20 protein-coding genes and 1 tRNA gene are annotated in these 15,244 nt (G+C 54.7%); 10 read left to right on the top strand and 11 right to left on the bottom strand.

Going from position 1 to position 15,244, the window contains the following annotated elements; genetic code table 11:
• The first annotated feature begins 158 nt into the window (after nt 1–158).
• The 3 genes from mutM (at nt 159) to CKV94_RS02285 (ending at nt 5,561) form a co-directional block, all read left to right on the top strand.
• A complete protein-coding gene (mutM, locus tag CKV94_RS02295) occupies nt 159–980 on the top strand; it encodes a bifunctional DNA-formamidopyrimidine glycosylase/DNA-(apurinic or apyrimidinic site) lyase (protein WP_003822430.1) in 822 nt (273 codons plus the stop codon).
• 45 nt (nt 981–1,025) lie between these two features.
• Nucleotides 1,026–1,802 carry a 1-acyl-sn-glycerol-3-phosphate acyltransferase gene (locus tag CKV94_RS02290; RefSeq protein ID WP_003822429.1) on the top strand — a complete coding sequence of 259 codons (777 nt, stop codon included), beginning with the start codon at nt 1,026–1,028 and terminating at the stop codon, nt 1,800–1,802.
• Between the two features lie 432 nt (nt 1,803–2,234).
• Nucleotides 2,235–5,561: a YadA-like family protein gene (locus tag CKV94_RS02285; RefSeq protein ID WP_003822427.1), complete on the top strand. Its 3,327-nt coding sequence runs from the start codon at nt 2,235–2,237 to the stop codon at nt 5,559–5,561.
• 165 nt (nt 5,562–5,726) lie between these two features.
• Here the strand turns inward: CKV94_RS02285 and CKV94_RS02280 are convergent, their stop codons facing one another.
• Nucleotides 5,727–6,272: a DUF1697 domain-containing protein gene (locus CKV94_RS02280; protein WP_003822425.1), complete on the bottom strand. Its 546-nt coding sequence runs from the start codon at nt 6,270–6,272 to the stop codon at nt 5,727–5,729.
• A gap of 78 nt (nt 6,273–6,350) precedes the next feature.
• Nucleotides 6,351–7,226, bottom strand: coding sequence for a prolipoprotein diacylglyceryl transferase (gene lgt, locus CKV94_RS02275; RefSeq protein WP_003822423.1), 876 nt, complete (start codon nt 7,224–7,226; stop codon nt 6,351–6,353).
• A gap of 352 nt (nt 7,227–7,578) precedes the next feature.
• Between lgt and dapF the strand changes: the two genes are divergently transcribed.
• From dapF to CKV94_RS02260, 3 genes are read left to right on the top strand one after another with little or no spacing between them, the layout of a single operon-like run.
• Nucleotides 7,579–8,427 carry a diaminopimelate epimerase gene (gene dapF / locus CKV94_RS02270; protein ID WP_003822420.1) on the top strand — a complete coding sequence of 283 codons (849 nt, stop codon included), beginning with the start codon at nt 7,579–7,581 and terminating at the stop codon, nt 8,425–8,427.
• A complete protein-coding gene (locus tag CKV94_RS02265) occupies nt 8,427–9,077 on the top strand; it encodes a DUF484 family protein (RefSeq protein ID WP_003822419.1) in 651 nt (216 codons plus the stop codon). Before dapF ends, CKV94_RS02265 begins: the two co-directional genes overlap by 1 nt.
• Nucleotides 9,077–9,721 carry a hypothetical protein gene (locus CKV94_RS02260; RefSeq protein WP_003822418.1) on the top strand — a complete coding sequence of 215 codons (645 nt, stop codon included), beginning with the start codon at nt 9,077–9,079 and terminating at the stop codon, nt 9,719–9,721. The genes CKV94_RS02265 and CKV94_RS02260 overlap by 1 nt, the downstream gene beginning before the upstream one ends.
• Before the next feature lie 253 nt (nt 9,722–9,974).
• Here the strand turns inward: CKV94_RS02260 and CKV94_RS11290 are convergent, their stop codons facing one another.
• The 7 genes from CKV94_RS11290 to CKV94_RS02235 form a co-directional block, all read right to left on the bottom strand.
• Nucleotides 9,975–10,145, bottom strand: a complete 171-nt coding sequence (locus CKV94_RS11290; protein ID WP_169303231.1) for a hypothetical protein — start codon at nt 10,143–10,145, stop codon at nt 9,975–9,977.
• Entirely contained in the window at nt 10,129–10,470 is a 342-nt protein-coding gene (locus CKV94_RS02255; protein ID WP_003822415.1) for a hypothetical protein, read from the bottom strand. Before CKV94_RS02255 ends, CKV94_RS11290 begins: the two co-directional genes overlap by 17 nt.
• Nucleotides 10,471–10,481: 11 nt before the next feature.
• Complete coding sequence (locus tag CKV94_RS11285; protein WP_003822414.1) at nt 10,482–10,628, bottom strand: hypothetical protein; 147 nt, start codon at nt 10,626–10,628, stop codon at nt 10,482–10,484.
• Nucleotides 10,629–10,637: 9 nt separating this feature from the next.
• Nucleotides 10,638–11,147, bottom strand: coding sequence for a D-Ala-D-Ala carboxypeptidase family metallohydrolase (locus tag CKV94_RS02250; RefSeq protein WP_003822412.1), 510 nt, complete (start codon nt 11,145–11,147; stop codon nt 10,638–10,640).
• Nucleotides 11,148–11,209: 62 nt separating this feature from the next.
• Nucleotides 11,210–11,521: a hypothetical protein gene (locus CKV94_RS02245; RefSeq protein ID WP_223417325.1), complete on the bottom strand. Its 312-nt coding sequence runs from the start codon at nt 11,519–11,521 to the stop codon at nt 11,210–11,212.
• Nucleotides 11,522–11,529: 8 nt separating this feature from the next.
• The gene (locus CKV94_RS02240; protein WP_003822409.1) at nt 11,530–11,913 is read right to left on the bottom strand and encodes a hypothetical protein; all 384 of its coding nucleotides are present in this window, start codon (nt 11,911–11,913) and stop codon (nt 11,530–11,532) included.
• Entirely contained in the window at nt 11,910–12,308 is a 399-nt protein-coding gene (locus tag CKV94_RS02235) for a hypothetical protein (RefSeq protein WP_003822408.1), read from the bottom strand. Before CKV94_RS02235 ends, CKV94_RS02240 begins: the two co-directional genes overlap by 4 nt.
• A gap of 64 nt (nt 12,309–12,372) precedes the next feature.
• Here CKV94_RS02235 and CKV94_RS11435 point away from each other — a divergent pair, with 64 nt between their 5' ends.
• From CKV94_RS11435 to CKV94_RS02215, 4 genes are all read left to right on the top strand, one after another.
• The gene (locus tag CKV94_RS11435) at nt 12,373–12,537 is read left to right on the top strand and encodes a hypothetical protein (protein WP_003822407.1); all 165 of its coding nucleotides are present in this window, start codon (nt 12,373–12,375) and stop codon (nt 12,535–12,537) included.
• Between the two features lie 42 nt (nt 12,538–12,579).
• Complete coding sequence (locus CKV94_RS02225; RefSeq protein WP_223417326.1) at nt 12,580–12,939, top strand: hypothetical protein; 360 nt, start codon at nt 12,580–12,582, stop codon at nt 12,937–12,939.
• Between the two features lie 13 nt (nt 12,940–12,952).
• Complete coding sequence (locus CKV94_RS11430) at nt 12,953–13,282, top strand: helix-turn-helix domain-containing protein (RefSeq protein WP_003822405.1); 330 nt, start codon at nt 12,953–12,955, stop codon at nt 13,280–13,282.
• Between the two features lie 74 nt (nt 13,283–13,356).
• Nucleotides 13,357–14,214, top strand: coding sequence for a tyrosine-type recombinase/integrase (locus CKV94_RS02215; protein WP_003822404.1), 858 nt, complete (start codon nt 13,357–13,359; stop codon nt 14,212–14,214).
• Between the two features lie 29 nt (nt 14,215–14,243).
• On the opposite strand, the gene CKV94_RS02210 is transcribed toward CKV94_RS02215, so the two are convergent.
• Nucleotides 14,244–14,319: transfer RNA gene (locus tag CKV94_RS02210), tRNA-Lys, on the bottom strand.
• 138 nt (nt 14,320–14,457) lie between these two features.
• A complete protein-coding gene (locus CKV94_RS02205) occupies nt 14,458–15,138 on the bottom strand; it encodes a hypothetical protein (protein ID WP_155114498.1) in 681 nt (226 codons plus the stop codon).
• Nucleotides 15,139–15,244: the final 106 nt, after the last annotated feature.

Here is a 15,244-nt window from a genome sequence, read left to right as displayed (position 1 = left end):
AAAAATAGTGACTGTATTTTTGCTTACCAAAACTAGGCTTTGGCTTTATTAAAAACATCTATCCACTTTATTGAGTTAAAGCTCACGTTTCCCGGTAGCCTAAATTAGATAAAACGTCTAAACTTCCCGCTTTATTCACTTCAACCCTGAATTTTGCTATGCCCGAACTACCAGAAGTTGAAACTACCCGACGGGGTATCCAGCCCTATATGCAGGGCAAAACCGTGGCCGAAGTGGTGGTGCGCCAGCCGAAATTGCGTTGGCCGGTGTCGCCTGATTTAGCGCAGCAGCTTGCCAGCAGCCATATTGTGTATATTCATCGCCGTGCCAAGTATTTACTGTTTGAGTTTCCTCATGGCGTGATGCTGCTGCATTTGGGTATGTCGGGCAGTCTGCGTGTGTACCCCAATGACAGCGCCCCACCGCCGGAAAAGCACGATCATATCGACATCATTACTGTTGACCAAACTGTGCTGCGCCTGCGCGATCCGCGCCGCTTCGGTTCAGTGTTGTGGTTTACTGGCGCAGCCGAGCAACATCCGCTATTGCAACATTTGGGCCCTGAGCCACTACAAGAAGAGTTCACTTCAGGCTACCTGAAAAATGCGCTTTCACGCCGCAAAAGCGCCATCAAAACCGCGTTGATGGATAATAAAGTTGTGGTGGGGGTGGGCAATATTTATGCCAACGAAGCACTGTTTGCCGCCGGCATCCTGCCCACCCGCCGTGCCGACCGTGTGTCTGCCGAAGAGTGCCGCCGTTTAGTGGTGGAAATCCGTAACGTGCTGCACTGTGCCATAGAAGTTGGCGGCAGCAGCTTGCGCGATTTTGTGCACAGCGACGGGCAAAGCGGCTATTTTCAGCAGCAATATCATGTATATGGCCGCGAGGGAGAACCTTGCCACCATTGTGGTACGCCGATTGCACGGCAGATTGTCGGCCAGCGCAGCAGCTTTTACTGCCCGAAATGCCAGCGTTGAAGCCGTTCAGGCAGCCTTCTCAATCTAATAATTAAACCAACACAAATGAGCACGCAATCCACTTCAATCTTTACCCGCCTGTTCCGCATCCTGCACCTGCTATTTTGGTTCTTCCGCGCTGGCTACCGCCTGTTCCGACTGAGTGAATACAACCAGCATAGCAAAGACGTGATGCAGGATTTGGCGCGCAGTATGTTGAAAGTGTTGCATATCCGAATCGAAGCCAATCCGAACAACCCGCCGTTTCCGCCCGTGTTTCTCGGGGCGGCGAATCATGTGTCCTGGCTCGATCCGATGATTCTGATGGCCATGTATCCCACCGTGTTTATCGCCAAGCGCGAAATCCGGTCCTGGCCGGTGTTGGGTGCGGTGGTGGCGCGTACCGGTGCGGTGTTTATCAATCGTAACAGCCGCAACGATGTGGCGCCGGTAAACGAAGCTATTGTGCGCTCGATGAGTGCGGGACACAGCGTGTCGTTCTTCCCTGAATCCAAAGCCTCAGATGGGATGGCGTTGCTGCCGTTTAAAGCCGCACTGTTCCAATCCGCACTGGACAGTGGCCTGCCTGTGGTGGCCGTGGCGCTGCGCTATTGTGACAGCGTAGGCCGTCGTAGCACCGCTCCCGCCTATGCCGGCAATACCAGCCTCCTCACCGCGCTGTGGCGCATCGTATCCATGCCCGAAATCATCGTCCGTGCCGATTGCTCCGAGCCGCTGACTCTAAACGCAGAGGAAGCCGCTGATGCTTCCGCCCGCTTTTTGCTCAAAGATAAGGCGGAAGCTTTTGTTGGCGCGATTGTAAACGGTGAGGATAAGGGCTGATTGCTATTGCAGGAATGAAAAGAGGCTACCTGAAAAGTTTCAGGTAGCCTTTATTAATAACTGGGAGGCTGTTGTTTTTTTGTGAATGATATATTTGTATACTAGATGCACCGTTTTATTCTCAAGCCCACCTTGGCAAGTATTTCAGCTTGAAGCCCGTCAGTGGTGGATTTTTGTCTGTTTGTAGCTTGCTATGTTGGTGGTAGAGCCATCATGCTAAAAAATAGATGGCAAGTTTTCAGGTAGCCTCTGCCTATATGGCGAATAGTTTTTTACATTCACTATATTGATAGTATTGAGTATAATGCGCGGTTTCTTGCCATGTATCAACCTAGCTGTGTAGATTTTAATAGAATGCACAGTGGAGTAAGGCATTTAGTTTTTTGGTTTTGCAACAATCCGTGAAACCCGCAACAGATAAGGAATACCACAATGAACAAAACCTACAAGACTGTTTACAACGCTGTGAGCGGCACTTGGGCAGCTGTTTCTGAGCTGGCTAAATCACAGGGCAAAAACACCACGCGCGCCGCTGCCGCTTTGGTGCTGCTGGCGGTAGCCCCAGCTTGGGGTGCACAAAATACTGGTACAACCACTTCTGGTGGTACTGTTGTGCCCGCTGGTACGGACTATAAAACTTGCTATTACGATGACAACAGTAAAAACGTGGTCTGTGGTGATGCCACCACGACGGCTGCCGATGTTGTAGACAGCAAGCCCGGTAAATCTGTTGCTATTGGTATGTCTTCTACGGCTGCCGGTGAGAGCAATGTGGCTTTGGGTTCGAGTGCGTCAGCTTCCAGCACCTCCGGTTTGGCAATTGGTTCAAACAGCAAAGCGCACCATAATCAAACTGTGGCCATTGGTGAGCGTGCCAGTGCGCTGGGTGAGGCGGATATCGCCATCGGCAAAGCGGCGGGTGAAAACGCAACCAGCACAGGGCGCAATATTGCCGTGGGTGAGGGTGCGGTGAAAGACGCGGTGGCGGCCAATAATGTGATCGGTATCGGTACCGGCGCAGCGCAGAAAATTGACGGTCAGCACGTTATTGCCATCGGTACGGATGCCAACCAAGGTGTGTCCGGTGTGAATCAAGTGGTGGCCATCGGCTATAAAAGCTCTGCTGTAACATCGCAATCGGTTGCCGTCGGCACAGCGGCTTCCGCTAAAAACATTGGTGCTTTGGCTTTGGGCAACAGCAGCAATGCGGCCACTGAAAGCTCAGTGGCAGTGGGCCGTTTCTCGCAAGCCTCCGGTGCAAATTCCATTGCCATGGGCGGCGGCCGCAGTGCGGATAAGTCGGCACGGGCAGGCGGTACGTATTCCATCGCTGTCGGCGCCGGTGCGGAAGCAACACACGCACAATCGATTGCCATGGGTTTGAGCGCAGGGGCAAAAGGCATTGGTACTGTGGCAGTAGGTGACACGGCGCAGGCTTCGAAATTGTATGCGATTGCCATCGGTAACAAAGCAGAGGCATCAGGTGAGAAATCTGTTGTGATTGGTTCGAACGAATCCGACACCAATATTGCCAAAGCCACCGGCAGGCAGTCTGTGGCGATTGGCTGGACAGCGCAGGCAACCGGTGTTACCCAAGCGGTGGCCATCGGCCCGGATGCACAGGCATTGGGCGGACAATCCACTTCCATCGGTAACAACACCCGCGCCAAAGGCAATTCCTCCGTTGCCATCGGCGGTGACGATTGGGATCTTGCCAAAACTAATGTGGGCGCGGATTACCAACGCCTGACCGGCAGCACAATGAGCGCCGGTTACCAAGGCACAGAAACGGCTGAAGCCGCTGTTGCCGTGGGTGTGAAAGCCATGGCTACAGGTGCGCTTGCCACGGCCTTTGGTTCTGGTGCACAAGCCACGCAAGTGGGTGCGGCAGCACTTGGCGTGGGTGCAGAAGCCGACAAAGAAAAAGCCGTGGCCATCGGCGCAGGTTCGCGTACAAGCACTAATGCAGCAGCAGTGACCAGCGCTACCGTGAACGGCGTTACCTACAGCGGTTTTGCCGGTGCGACCAAGATTACGGATGGTTCACAGGTTTCTGTCGGAACGGCAGGTTATGAGCGCCAAATCAAACACGTTGCCCCTGGTGAAATTTCATCCACGTCCACCGACGCCATCAACGGCAGCCAGCTCTACCACGTTGCCGCCCAAGCCGCCAATCCGCTCAAATTCGACGGCGACAGCGGCACCACCGTTGAGCGTCCGCTCGGTACCACGCTCAACGTAAAAGGCGGTGCCACCGGCACGCTCACCGAAAACAACATTGGCGTGGTGGCCGACAAGGCCAACAACACATTGCGCCTTAAACTCGCGCAAAACGTAGATTTGGGCAGTTCAGGTAGCCTGAAAACCGGCAATACTACGGTGAACAACAGCGGCCTGACCATTGCCAACGGCCCGAGTGTGACCAACACCGGTATTGATGCAGGCAACAAGCAGATCAGCAACGTAGCCAGCGGCGGTGACACCGACAGTAACGCCGCCAATATCGGCGATGTGAAACGCATTACCAATCAACTTTCCACCAACATCCAAGCGGCGAAAACCGAAGTGGTGGCGGGCGACAATATTCAGGTAACCCATTCTTTGGGCAACAACAACCAATCTGTTTATACCGTCAAAACCGTTGCCAACCCAACGTTTACCAGCGTGACCGCCGGTGGCAACAAGCTGGATGGCAGCTCGATGACAGTTAATGGTAACACCGTGACCAGTGTGAACGATGCCATCAACCAAACCGCTGCCCAAGCCTTCAGCCCGCTCACATTTACCGGTAACAAAAACAGCGATACCGGCAACGATGGCAGCCAGCAGAAACTGGGAAGCAGCCTGCACATTGGCGGCGGCTTGGCGAACACCGCAGCGGCCAGCAACAGCAATATCCGCACCGAAGTGACGGACGGTAAAGTGGATATTCAATTTGCCGATGCACCCACTTTCGCTGGCACAGTTACCGCGCCTACCTTCAAAGCAGGCAGCAACACGCTGGACAACACGCCGATGATGGTAAACGGCAATACGGTAACCAGCGTGAATAACGCCATCAACCAAACCGCTGCCCAAGCCTTCAATCCGCTCAAGTTTGACGGCGACAGCGGCACCACCGTTGAGCGTAAGCTCGGCACCACGCTCAACGTGAAAGGCGGCGCCACCGGCACGCTCACCGACAACAACATCGGCGTGGTGGCCGATAACGGCAGCAACACATTGCGCCTCAAGCTCGCGCAAAACGTGGATTTGGGTAATGCAGGTAGCCTGAAAACCGGCAACACCACCGTGAACAACAACGGCCTGACCATCAACAACGGCCCGAGCGTGACCAACAACGGCATTGATGCTGGCAACAAGCAGATTAGTAATCTAGCCGATGGCAATAATCCTACCGATGCTGTGAACGTGCGCCAGCTTCAGGCAGCCGTAGCTGCCGGCAGCAACGCTGCCGGCCAACAACTGATTCAGCAGGTGAACAACCACGTTAATAACTTGAACCAGCGCATCGATAAGCTGGAAGACAACAGCAATGCCGGTATCGCCGGCGGCATCGCTCAAAGCTCCATCCCGCAGGTAACCCGCGCAGGTGCGTCCGGCATCGGCGTAGGCACCGGCTACTATGGCGGCCAATCTGCTATTGCCGTGGGCGTATCGTCTATCAGCGACGGCGGTAACTGGATTATGAAAGGCTCGTTCTCCATCAACTCCCAAGGCCGTACCGGCGTTGGCGCTGGCGCGTTGTATCAGTGGTAATACCGCAGACAGTTCGCTGAGGCTCAAAAAAGCCGCCTGCACTTTAATGTTCAAAGTGCAGGCGGCTTTTTTATTTTTCAGGTAGCCTGAATGGGATATAAGATTCGAAGGCTGCATATATGGAATCATACTTGGCCACGAGCTACGCCGGCCAATATGGCTGCTTTATGCTTGATTCGCCAGTTCGATAATTTTCTGAAAGGTTCTGCCGTTGCGTATTGTCAGGCTTTTATAGAAGGCAGAGCCTATCAGTTTTTTATGGTAGTTCGAGCGCAGGTAGTCGGCTTGGTTGTGATTGCTGTAAAAGAAGGCGGTTTCGCCAAAATGCAAATGCTCTTTTTCATCTATCCACGAAAGTGTTTCGGCTTTGATTTGTTCTCGGTTTGCTTCCGGCAGATAAAAGAGAACATCGCGCCGATAGGCGGTTTCATCTCGCCACCAGTTCGGTAGTTTGTCTGCTTCTTGTTGCAAAATATCGGCGCAGATTAGGGCAAAAGGCAGAGGAAAGTCGTAGGTGTTGCTGAAATGGGCGGTTAGCAGTTCTTTGATTTCCTGTTCCGGCGCTGGGCTGTTGAAGAAAAGATTGCCGCTGTTGATATAGGAAACGGGATGTTCAAAACCCATTTCGGTTAAACTTTGCTTTAAGTCAGCCATCACAACCTTATTATTCTTGCCGACATTGATGCCCCGCAGTAAAAGCACGTAGCGCATTTTTATTTCCTTTGGATTAATGTAAGGCTACCTGAAAACTATTTTTCAGGTAGCCTTTTTGTTTTCAAAGCTATGATATCAAACATCAACCTCTGCCGGTTTGACCTTGCGCTTGCCGAAGTAGAGGAAGCCGATCAGGCCGCAGGCGATCATGGGGAGGCTGAGCCACTGGCCCATGGAGAAGTTCAAATAGAGCAGGCCGAGGAATTCGTCGGGCTCGCGGGCAAATTCGGCGATGAAGCGGGCGGTACCGTAGCCGATCAGAAACAGGCTGACCACCTGTCCGGCCGGGCGTGGTTTTTTGGAAAACCACCACAGCAGTACAAACAGCAAAATGCCTTCCAGGGCAAACTGGTAGAGCTGGGAGGGGTGGCGCGGCAACATGCCGTATTGCTGGAAAATCGCGCCCCACAGCTGCGGCTGTTCGGCGGCCAGTTTTAAGTCTTCGCTGTGTGCTTGGGGAAAGCCCATGGCCCAGAAGGCGTCCGGCCGGGTGACGCGCCCCCAGAGCTCGCCGTTTACAAAGTTACCGCCCAGGCGCACGGCGGCAAAGCCTAAGGGCGTGAGCGGAGCGATAGAATCGGCCAGCTTGAGCGGGTTGATTTTATGTTTATAGGCAAACAGGAGGCCGGCGGTTACCACGCCGAGGAAGCCGCCGTGAAACGACATGCCTCCCTGCCATACTTTGAAAATTTCCAGCGGATTGGCAAAATAGTAGGCGTGCTGGTAAAACAGCACATAGCCCAGCCGACCGCCTACAATCACGCCGATGATGCCCCAGGTGAGGAAGTCGTCTAGGGTTTGCGTGGTGAACACGCTGTTGCCTTGGCGGATGCGCCGCCGCCCGAGCCACATAAACAGGGCGAAGCCGACGAGGTAGCTGACGGCATACCAGCGGATGGCGAGCGGGCCGAGCTTGAGCATAACGGGATTGAAAGCGGGATGGATCAACATAGGGAAAATGCGGCTAAAACAAAAGGGCGCATTATAGCGCATCTGGCTATCGGCCGATAACGGGCAGAGGCGTAAAGAAAACCCGGTTTGGGTTGGATTTTGCCGGGTTGTGTTGCGGTTTTGTTGGGAAGGATGGGTTTCAGGTAGCCTGGGTGGAGGGGGAGGTTACCTGAAAAGAGCGATTCAAACCAAGCTGTCTGTCGGAAACACAAGCATCTTGCCGTATGGCATGGCTATGCTGATTTTCAGGTAGCCTATTCCGGGAAGGCTACCTGAAAGTTGAAGCGCGGCTTTAACTTGCGGCGGGGATTGGGTATGATAGCCCGCTTTGAAAGCGTCGGTGGAGGCTGTGATGGCTGTATTGAAATTTACCAAAATGCACGGTTTGGGTAACGATTTTATGGTTATCGACGGCATCAGCCAGCATTTTGATCCGGCGGCAGCGCCGATTGCCGAATGGGCAGACCGCCACCGGGGCATTGGTTTCGACCAGCTGTTGCTGGTGGAGGTGCCGCCGCTGCCCGAAGCCGAGTTTGGCTACCGCATTTTCAATGCAGACGGCAGCGAGGTAGAGCAGTGCGGCAACGGTGCGCGCTGTTTTGCCCGTTTTGTGCACGAAAAAGGCCTGAGCCGAAACCGACGCATCAGGGTGGCTACGGCCAAAGGGCTGATTGTGTTGAATTTACAGGAAAACGGCCTGGTTACGGTGGATATGGGCGAGCCGCGTTTGGCGGCGGCGGATATTCCGTTTTCGCCCGCGCCGGGCGAGGCTGCCGATGCCTTGTGGCACGAGATTGGTTTGGATGGCGCAAGCGCGCGTTTTTCCTGTGTGAATATGGGCAATCCGCATGCCGTGCTGGTGGTGGACGATGTGCACTGTGCGCCGGTGGCCGAGTGGGGCGCGCGCCTGGAGCGGCATCCGCAGTTTCCCGAGCGGGTGAACGTGGGCTTTCTGCAGGTGTTGGATACGCACCATATCCGGTTGCGCGTGTTTGAGCGCGGCACGGGTGAAACCCAGGCCTGCGGCACGGGCGCGTGCGCGGCGGCGGTGGCCGGTATGCGAGCCGGGCTTCTGGCGCGGCAGGGCGCGGTGTGCGTGAGCCTGCCGGGCGGTGATTTGCAGATTGAGTGGGCGGCGGATAACCATGTGTTGATGTCAGGGTCGGCGGCCACGGTGTTTGAAGGAACGGTAACTTACTGATGAACGAAAAGAAAATATTGGCTTATTTGCAGGAGCACCCGGAATTTCTGTTGAACCATGCCGCCGATTTGGGCGTGCGTCCGGCAGAGGGGCGGGTGCAGTCGTTTGCGCAGGCGCAATGGCTGGCGCAGCAGAAAAAGGCGGCCAAAATGGCCGGGCAGTTGGCACAAATCATGCAGGATGCCGATAGCAACCATCAAACGCTTGGTCGGATGCTCGGCTTCGTGCGCCGCTTGCTGGCTGCCAATACGCTGTTGCAGGTGTTGCGTGCGGCGGAGGCAGGCTGGCAGGAAGATTTTGCGTTGCCGTCCGGTCGGGTGTGGCTGCTGGCCGAGCCGCCGAAAAAAGGCGCGGTTTCCGGCGCCTACAGGCTACCTGAAAACCATGCCGCCCATGCTGCCTTGTCTGCCCTGAAAGAGCCGCTGTGCGGCAACCGCATCGCGCCGGCGCTGATGAAGGCGCTGCCGCAGGAGGGCAGGGGGCTGGAGAGCTTCTTGCTGCTGCCCTTGCGCGTGAACGGACAAACCGTGGCGGTGATGGTGGCGGGCGATGCGGATGAAACGCGCTTTACGCCGGATTTGCCGCTGGATTGGATGCGCGAGCTGGCTGCCTGCACCGCAGCGGCGCTGGCTAGAGCCGGCGGGTGGTAATGATGGCTTGGCAAAGCCCGACTTTGTGGGCGCTATCGGTGTATATCGCCGTGTTTCTGATTTTGGCTTTTCAGCGGCAGCAGTTTTCCTGGCTGTGGGGCAGCGTGATGCTGTGGCTGGGCTTCGGCATCCTCAGCGCGCGGATTATGCCCGGCGTACTGGGGATTACCCATGTGGCCAATCTCTATCCGGTGTACGGCTATTTTGCGCTGGGCAGCCTGTTTCTGTTTGCCAACGGCTGGCGTTACGATGCGCGGCAGATGGGCTGGCGGTTGGACGGCGGCGGGGTGTTTCTGGCCTATTTCGCCGTGGCCGGCGCGGTGCAGCATATTACGTTTTTGTTTTTGCTCTTGCTGGCGTGCTGGCAGTATCCGCAAGGGATGTCTGCCCCGCTGCTCACCGGCCTTGCCACGCTGTATTTCCTTAAACCGCTGCTATGGATCGCCGGACAGGCGCTGCTGATGCTGCTGATGTGGCTGCACCGGCGTTATTTGAGCCGAGACGACGTGCTGCTGTTCAGCCCCTTGCAGCTTCAGGGCGTGTTGCTGATCAGTTTGCTTTTTCAGGTAGCCTGTTTGCTGGCGGGCGAAAAAATCCTATTGATTGCCCTGTTGCGCGCGCTTTGGATGCTGTTTTATGGGTAGGGGATGGGGCAAGAATTTGCCAGACTAACTTAATTGGCAGTGTGATGCGAAAAATAAAAACCAGCCTAAGTGATTGCTTAGTCTGGTTTTTATTTTGGTGGGTCGTGAGCGGCTCGAACGCTCGACCTACGGATTAAGAGTCCTATATTTTTATATTAACTATTTGATTTTGCTAAATCTCCGCTTGCTCAAACTATGCCAAACAAAGGCTAAAACAGCCAAACGCTGTCAAACTTTTGTCAAAGTGCTTTGGCTACCTTGGCCATGCCTTAATCAACCCATCATGCCGTGCCGCGCAGTCGTTATACAGATGCACCACCTCCAGCGCCCACGGCAGCATGACCTTGCCCGTAGTGCCGGATAATTCAGGTAGCCTTGGGCAGGGTGTAGCCAAGTCGGCAGGCGGCTCAACGGCGTTCGGCAATGGCGGCGTTGAGGACTGACACCCCGCTTGCATCAACGCAATCGCCAGTAAACACGGGCCGATTGATAATTTGCTGTACCACTTCACGTCTTACTCTCACTTTCTCGTCCCGTTCGGACTTCCCTTGTTGATATTCCACGCTGGCCGCACGGGCGGCTTTTTGCTGCTGCTGATGCTGCTCTATCATCTTGGCCGTGATGACCGCCGTGGCCGCATCGTAGCCCGCCTGATAGCGCTGTCTGCCGTACCAATATTCACCACCGACTACCGCAGCCAGCGCAGCCGCCATCGCCAACCATCGCCAATGCTTGATTATCCAATCCATCTCAATTACTCCTACGAACTACCGAGCATTCTTCGGTAGTTCGCTAGTTCGCGTTCCGCTGTTGCCAGCGCTGTTTTATTGCCAGAAACAAGGGCAGCCTGCCGGGCTGCTTCCTGTTCGGCAATCATGCGCCGCAGCCATTCTTTAGGGGTGTTCATGTTTAGCCCCTACGGATGCAGCCCAAACAGATACTGCGTTTTGCCGCCGTTGCCGCGCTTGGTGGCGGTCAGGATCTGATTGCGTTCCGCCGAATTGTGGCGGCAGCCGAAATGCACCCAGCCGCTTTCGCCGCGTTCCGGGAATTCGTAAATCAGCTGGTCAAACGTGATTTCCCCGTCATCGCGCATTTGGATAATATCGCGCGCCAATTGCAGATTAGAGATACCGGCCGCATCAATATCCGCCGCCGAGCCGAAGCGGTGCGCCGAAGTTTTCGAGCCGCCCACCGCGCCGTTTACCGCTGCGCTGCGGAAGCAGGATAAAACGTGGATGCTCACTTCGCGCCCGTACTTCTTGCCCAGCCAAGCACGGATTTTCTCCAAGCGTTCGGCAGTCTTTTTGATGTTCCCCAGCTCTTGTTCGTTCGGCTTGTTCTCCAGCCCGAGCCGCCTGCCGGTGGCGCTGTTGGTCAGCTCGCGGTAGGTAAAGTGTTCTGTGATTTTGGTTTCCGGTGTCATTCCGTTTCCTTTCTCTCTTTCAGGTAGCCTAAACCCCCCGAATTCGGGGGAATTAAGAGTTGTCAAAGATTTTTTGATAACCGCTTCCATTTTCCTTTGCGCTGCAATATCCCGGCCAGCAAATGGATACGGTGCGAGCGCAGCATAAAATAGGCCGCTGCCGCTACGTTGAACATGATTTCTGTCCAATGATGCACCTGCCCGCTGGCGAGCGAATGGCCGATAACCGCCACCGAGCCGCCCACTAGTAGGCTATGTATCCAGTAGTCAGGTTGCTTGGCTGTCCATTGCCGCACCGAAAGCGAACAGGCGGAATACACGAATATCGCCGCCATCGCCGCTACGTTTATCATCAATAAGCATTGGGTAATCATTGCCAAGTTCATTTCCTTCTACCTCCCCATTTATCAATCCAGCCCGCCCACAAACGGCGCAGGCCGTCATTCAGGAGCGGGGTAGCCCAAGACCAACCCAAGCCAATCAGCATCGGCACGGCGGCCTTGAATACTTCCTGTTCCAGCCCCAAGCTCAAGGCCAGGTAGGCCATAATCATCGGCGACAAAGACCCGGCCAGCAGCATACTAGTGATGATGACCAGCATCCCATTCTTACGGCTGCCCGGTTCCTTCAAGCCGTGATGCAATGCCCCAGCCACCGCGCCCAACACGAGGGCTTCTAACGGCATGCCGGCTATCGTGCCGGAAATGCCAATCATGCCCATGTTCAGCATATGGCCGGGAACGTTAGACGTTTCCAACGGTGTCATTTCTCCTCCCTTCCCATGTTCGCAATTACCGCCAAATCATTCGGCGAAAAACGCCAGCTCTCGGACAACCCCAAAGCCGCGCCCACCCACTCACTGCAAAACCAACGGCGGCGGTTTTCAGGCAGCCCGAATACCACCCCGAACGCGCCGGGCAGGTCGTAGCCTTGGCCTGCCGTGCGGAGGTACAGCCCGACGGTGTGGGCGTGCAGCATGGCATCATCCAGTGGGATTAAATCCCACTTATCCGCAGGCAGCGGCATACGTTTCCAGCGCACCCCGCCGTCGCGGATGCTGGCGGAATAGCACTCATATTCCTGCCCATCTGCCGTTTCAGGCAGTCTGACGGCAAGCTCGCAATGTGAGTACCGCCCGCGCGTCAAAAAACCAGTTGTCATCCAAGCATGGCAGTTAACCCACAAAAATATCCGTACTCATATCCCCGGTTTTATTGAGCAGATTATGATTGAGCAAACTGCAGAAGGAGAGTTGTTTGCCAAAATCAATACGCTGGAAGGAGTTATGACAGCCAGTCAGGGAGATTGGATTATTCGCGGAATCCATGGGGAACTATATCCGTGCAAACCGGATATTTTTGAGCAAACTTATGAAGCAGTTGGAGAGTAATCTAGGCCGCCTTCGGGCGGTTTTGATTTTGGAGATTAAGCCGTGAGCCGTAGCAGGAAAAAGAAACCGTCTAAACCCTATCGCGGCTACTGCACCTTCCCGCTGGTGGGTGCAGATACCTACCGCGAATTCCAGGAGACCGCCGAGATGTTCGGCGACTTCGCCGACCCCGTGAAACGCAAGCGCATCTTCGACAAGCCGCGCAAATACCGCTTCGAGATTTGGCTGAAGATACACGACAAGCCGGAGTACGAAATCCGCGAAGCACGGATAACGAGCGAAGGCGTAACCCGTGAGAACCTTAGCCAGATCCTATACGAGGTAGCCATGCAAGGGCTTCAGGAATTAGACGGGCTGGAAGAAGTGGACGGCGAGCAGTCCATCATCAAGATTATTATTTAAGCAGGGGAACATCATGCAAACCTACAACATCCACGAGGCGGCCGACATCTTGAAATGCCACCCCGTCTCCATCCGGCAGATGTGCAAGGCCGGGGAAATCATGGCATTCAAAGCGGGCAGGGCATGGGTCATTACCGAATCCGCACTTGAAAACTACATCGCCGCGAAGCAAAATGAACGCGAGCAAGCGGTGATTGGCAGAAGGAGTAAAGAAAAATGTCAATCTATCTCAACGACTACGGGATATGGCAAATATCCATATGCTCAGCAGGCGGCAAAAGACTTAGACGCACTACTGGCACGAGGGACAAACGGGCAGCGCAAGAGCTGCACGATAAACTGAAGCACGAGCTTTGGCGTGATGAGAACCTAGGGGAGAAGCCGCAGCACCTGTGGGATGAAGCATGTGTCCGCTGGTTGCAGGAAAACCAAGACAAGAAAAGCTTAGACGGAGACAAAGACAAAATCCGCCTATTGCCAGAATTGCGCGGCGTACTGCTTAGCGACCTGACCCGCGATTTTATCCATCAAGTCGTGAATCAGAAGAACTGTTCCAGCAGCACAAAGAACAGATACTTCGCCCTGATACGCGCCATCCTGAACAAATGCGTGAATGAATGGGACTGGCTGGACAAAGCCCCCAAGCTCAAACTCCACAAAGAGCCCAAGAAACGCATCAGGTGGCTGTATCCAGAAGAAGCACAACGGCTGGTCAATGCCCTAGACAGCCTGCCGTATATGCAGCATTTGGTTATCTTCTCACTCGCCACCGGGTTGAGACAGGCCAACGTGCTCAATCTCAAATGGGAGCAGATAGACCTACGGCGGCAGGTGGCCTGGATATATCCCGACCAAGCCAAAGCCGGGAAAGCGATAGGCGTACCGCTCAACCACACCGCCATGCAGGTATTGATGGACAGGCCGCGCGTCAGCGATTATGTGTTTACGCATAGCAAAGGCGCACGGGTTAAATCCATCAGCAGCCGTGTGTGGCGTGAGGCGTTGGAGAAAGCGGGGATAACGGATTTTCGCTGGCACGACCTGCGGCACACATGGGCAAGCTGGCTCGTTCAGCAGGGGACACCCCTAGCAGCCCTAAAAGAAATGGGCGGTTGGGAAAGTGTCGAAATGGTGCAGAGGTATGCCCACCTCGCACCGGAACACTTATCACAACACGCCCGATTGATTGATTCCGGTATTGCCCCCGGAATCGGTTTACTCCAAAGTTTTGTCAAAGTCTCAAACGCGCAAACCTTGGAGGGTAAAATAATCTAGTCTAAATTGCTGATTAGATTTGATTATTCTGGTGGGTCGTGAGCGGCTCGAACGCTCGACCAACGGATTAAGAGTCCGCTGCTCTACCAACTGAGCTAACGACCCATGTAATGTTGTGCATTGTAAAAATGCTTTAACAGACTGTCAAGCATGGTTTGCATGGCGGGAGAGGAAAGGCTACCTGAAAATTGAAAAATGGTTTTCAGGTAGCCTTTTATTGTGCGAGTAATGTGCCCTGCTTATCTAAGCCACCAGCCAAGCATTTTTGTGCTGATACATCAGATAGTCGGCGATTTTCCCGTCTTCGTATGCCAGGCGGGGTTTTTGATCAGGGGTGCTCGGGATGCGGTTGTCTTGGCGTACGAATTCCAATAAATGGGTTTGGCCGTCTTTTTGCAGCTGCAGGGTGCAGCGGTGCTCGGCGAGGGAGCAATCAGTGATTTCGCAGCCGATGAGCAGGGGTGAGAGTTCGTCCCATTCGGCTCCGTTCAAATTGCCAACCCAACTGCGTGTAGCGGTGTTGCCATATGGGGGCATTTTTACTGCGCGGTTGTCCAGCAGCGTGCTGTATCCCGCGTGCCATGCGGTGTAAACCAAGTATTCGTCTGTGTCCAGCAGCAGGCCGAAAAAGCCGGGGCCGCCCATGCCGTAAGTGCCCAGATGGATGCAGAAACCAACAATTTTGCGCCCGATAGGGGATTTGTCCGCCAAATATTCGGGGCGGCCAAACAGCAGCACATCGCGCTTGAAGCGCATGAAGCCGTAAACCATAGAGGCACGGTTGGCCTCGCGGCGCGACAGGCCGACGGCGTAATGCGGCAGCCAGCCTTGCTCGTACCATTGCGGCACTTCTGCTTTGGGCACCATCATGCAATAGTTTTCTACATTGCCCTGTTGCAGGTCTAAATAGGGGTGGCTTGTCATGTGTTTGATTCTTGATCGTTCAAATCCTTGTTTCTTCCTACTATGTTGGCTCGCCTTATCGTACTGGTTGTACTGTCTGTGGCTCGCCGCCCGATATGAAGAAATC

The organism is Eikenella corrodens (genome assembly GCF_900187105.1).
Taxonomy (GTDB): Bacteria; Pseudomonadota; Gammaproteobacteria; order Burkholderiales; family Neisseriaceae; genus Eikenella; species Eikenella corrodens.
Note: the sequence above shows the minus strand (reverse complement) of the source record. Positions and strands in the feature narration are given on the sequence as shown.

What these genes read in the sequence shown, in the direction of transcription:
- mutM (WP_003822430.1), top strand. Translation starts at nt 159, where the DNA reads ATGCCCGAACTACCAGAAGTTGAAACTACCCGACGGGGTATCCAGCCC.
- CKV94_RS02290 (WP_003822429.1), top strand. Translation starts at nt 1,026, where the DNA reads ATGAGCACGCAATCCACTTCAATCTTTACCCGCCTGTTCCGCATCCTG.
- CKV94_RS02285 (WP_003822427.1), top strand. Translation starts at nt 2,235, where the DNA reads ATGAACAAAACCTACAAGACTGTTTACAACGCTGTGAGCGGCACTTGG.
- CKV94_RS02280 (WP_003822425.1), bottom strand. Translation starts at nt 6,272, where the DNA reads ATGCGCTACGTGCTTTTACTGCGGGGCATCAATGTCGGCAAGAATAAT.
- lgt (WP_003822423.1), bottom strand. Translation starts at nt 7,226, where the DNA reads ATGTTGATCCATCCCGCTTTCAATCCCGTTATGCTCAAGCTCGGCCCG.
- dapF (WP_003822420.1), top strand. Translation starts at nt 7,579, where the DNA reads ATGGCTGTATTGAAATTTACCAAAATGCACGGTTTGGGTAACGATTTT.
- CKV94_RS02265 (WP_003822419.1), top strand. Translation starts at nt 8,427, where the DNA reads ATGAACGAAAAGAAAATATTGGCTTATTTGCAGGAGCACCCGGAATTT.
- CKV94_RS02260 (WP_003822418.1), top strand. Translation starts at nt 9,077, where the DNA reads ATGATGGCTTGGCAAAGCCCGACTTTGTGGGCGCTATCGGTGTATATC.
- CKV94_RS02255 (WP_003822415.1), bottom strand. Translation starts at nt 10,470, where the DNA reads ATGGATTGGATAATCAAGCATTGGCGATGGTTGGCGATGGCGGCTGCG.
- CKV94_RS11285 (WP_003822414.1), bottom strand. Translation starts at nt 10,628, where the DNA reads ATGAACACCCCTAAAGAATGGCTGCGGCGCATGATTGCCGAACAGGAA.
- CKV94_RS02250 (WP_003822412.1), bottom strand. Translation starts at nt 11,147, where the DNA reads ATGACACCGGAAACCAAAATCACAGAACACTTTACCTACCGCGAGCTG.
- CKV94_RS02245 (WP_223417325.1), bottom strand. Translation starts at nt 11,521, where the DNA reads ATGATTACCCAATGCTTATTGATGATAAACGTAGCGGCGATGGCGGCG.
- CKV94_RS02240 (WP_003822409.1), bottom strand. Translation starts at nt 11,913, where the DNA reads ATGACACCGTTGGAAACGTCTAACGTTCCCGGCCATATGCTGAACATG.
- CKV94_RS02235 (WP_003822408.1), bottom strand. Translation starts at nt 12,308, where the DNA reads ATGACAACTGGTTTTTTGACGCGCGGGCGGTACTCACATTGCGAGCTT.
- CKV94_RS11435 (WP_003822407.1), top strand. Translation starts at nt 12,373, where the DNA reads ATGATTGAGCAAACTGCAGAAGGAGAGTTGTTTGCCAAAATCAATACG.
- CKV94_RS11430 (WP_003822405.1), top strand. Translation starts at nt 12,953, where the DNA reads ATGCAAACCTACAACATCCACGAGGCGGCCGACATCTTGAAATGCCAC.
- CKV94_RS02205 (WP_155114498.1), bottom strand. Translation starts at nt 15,138, where the DNA reads ATGACAAGCCACCCCTATTTAGACCTGCAACAGGGCAATGTAGAAAAC.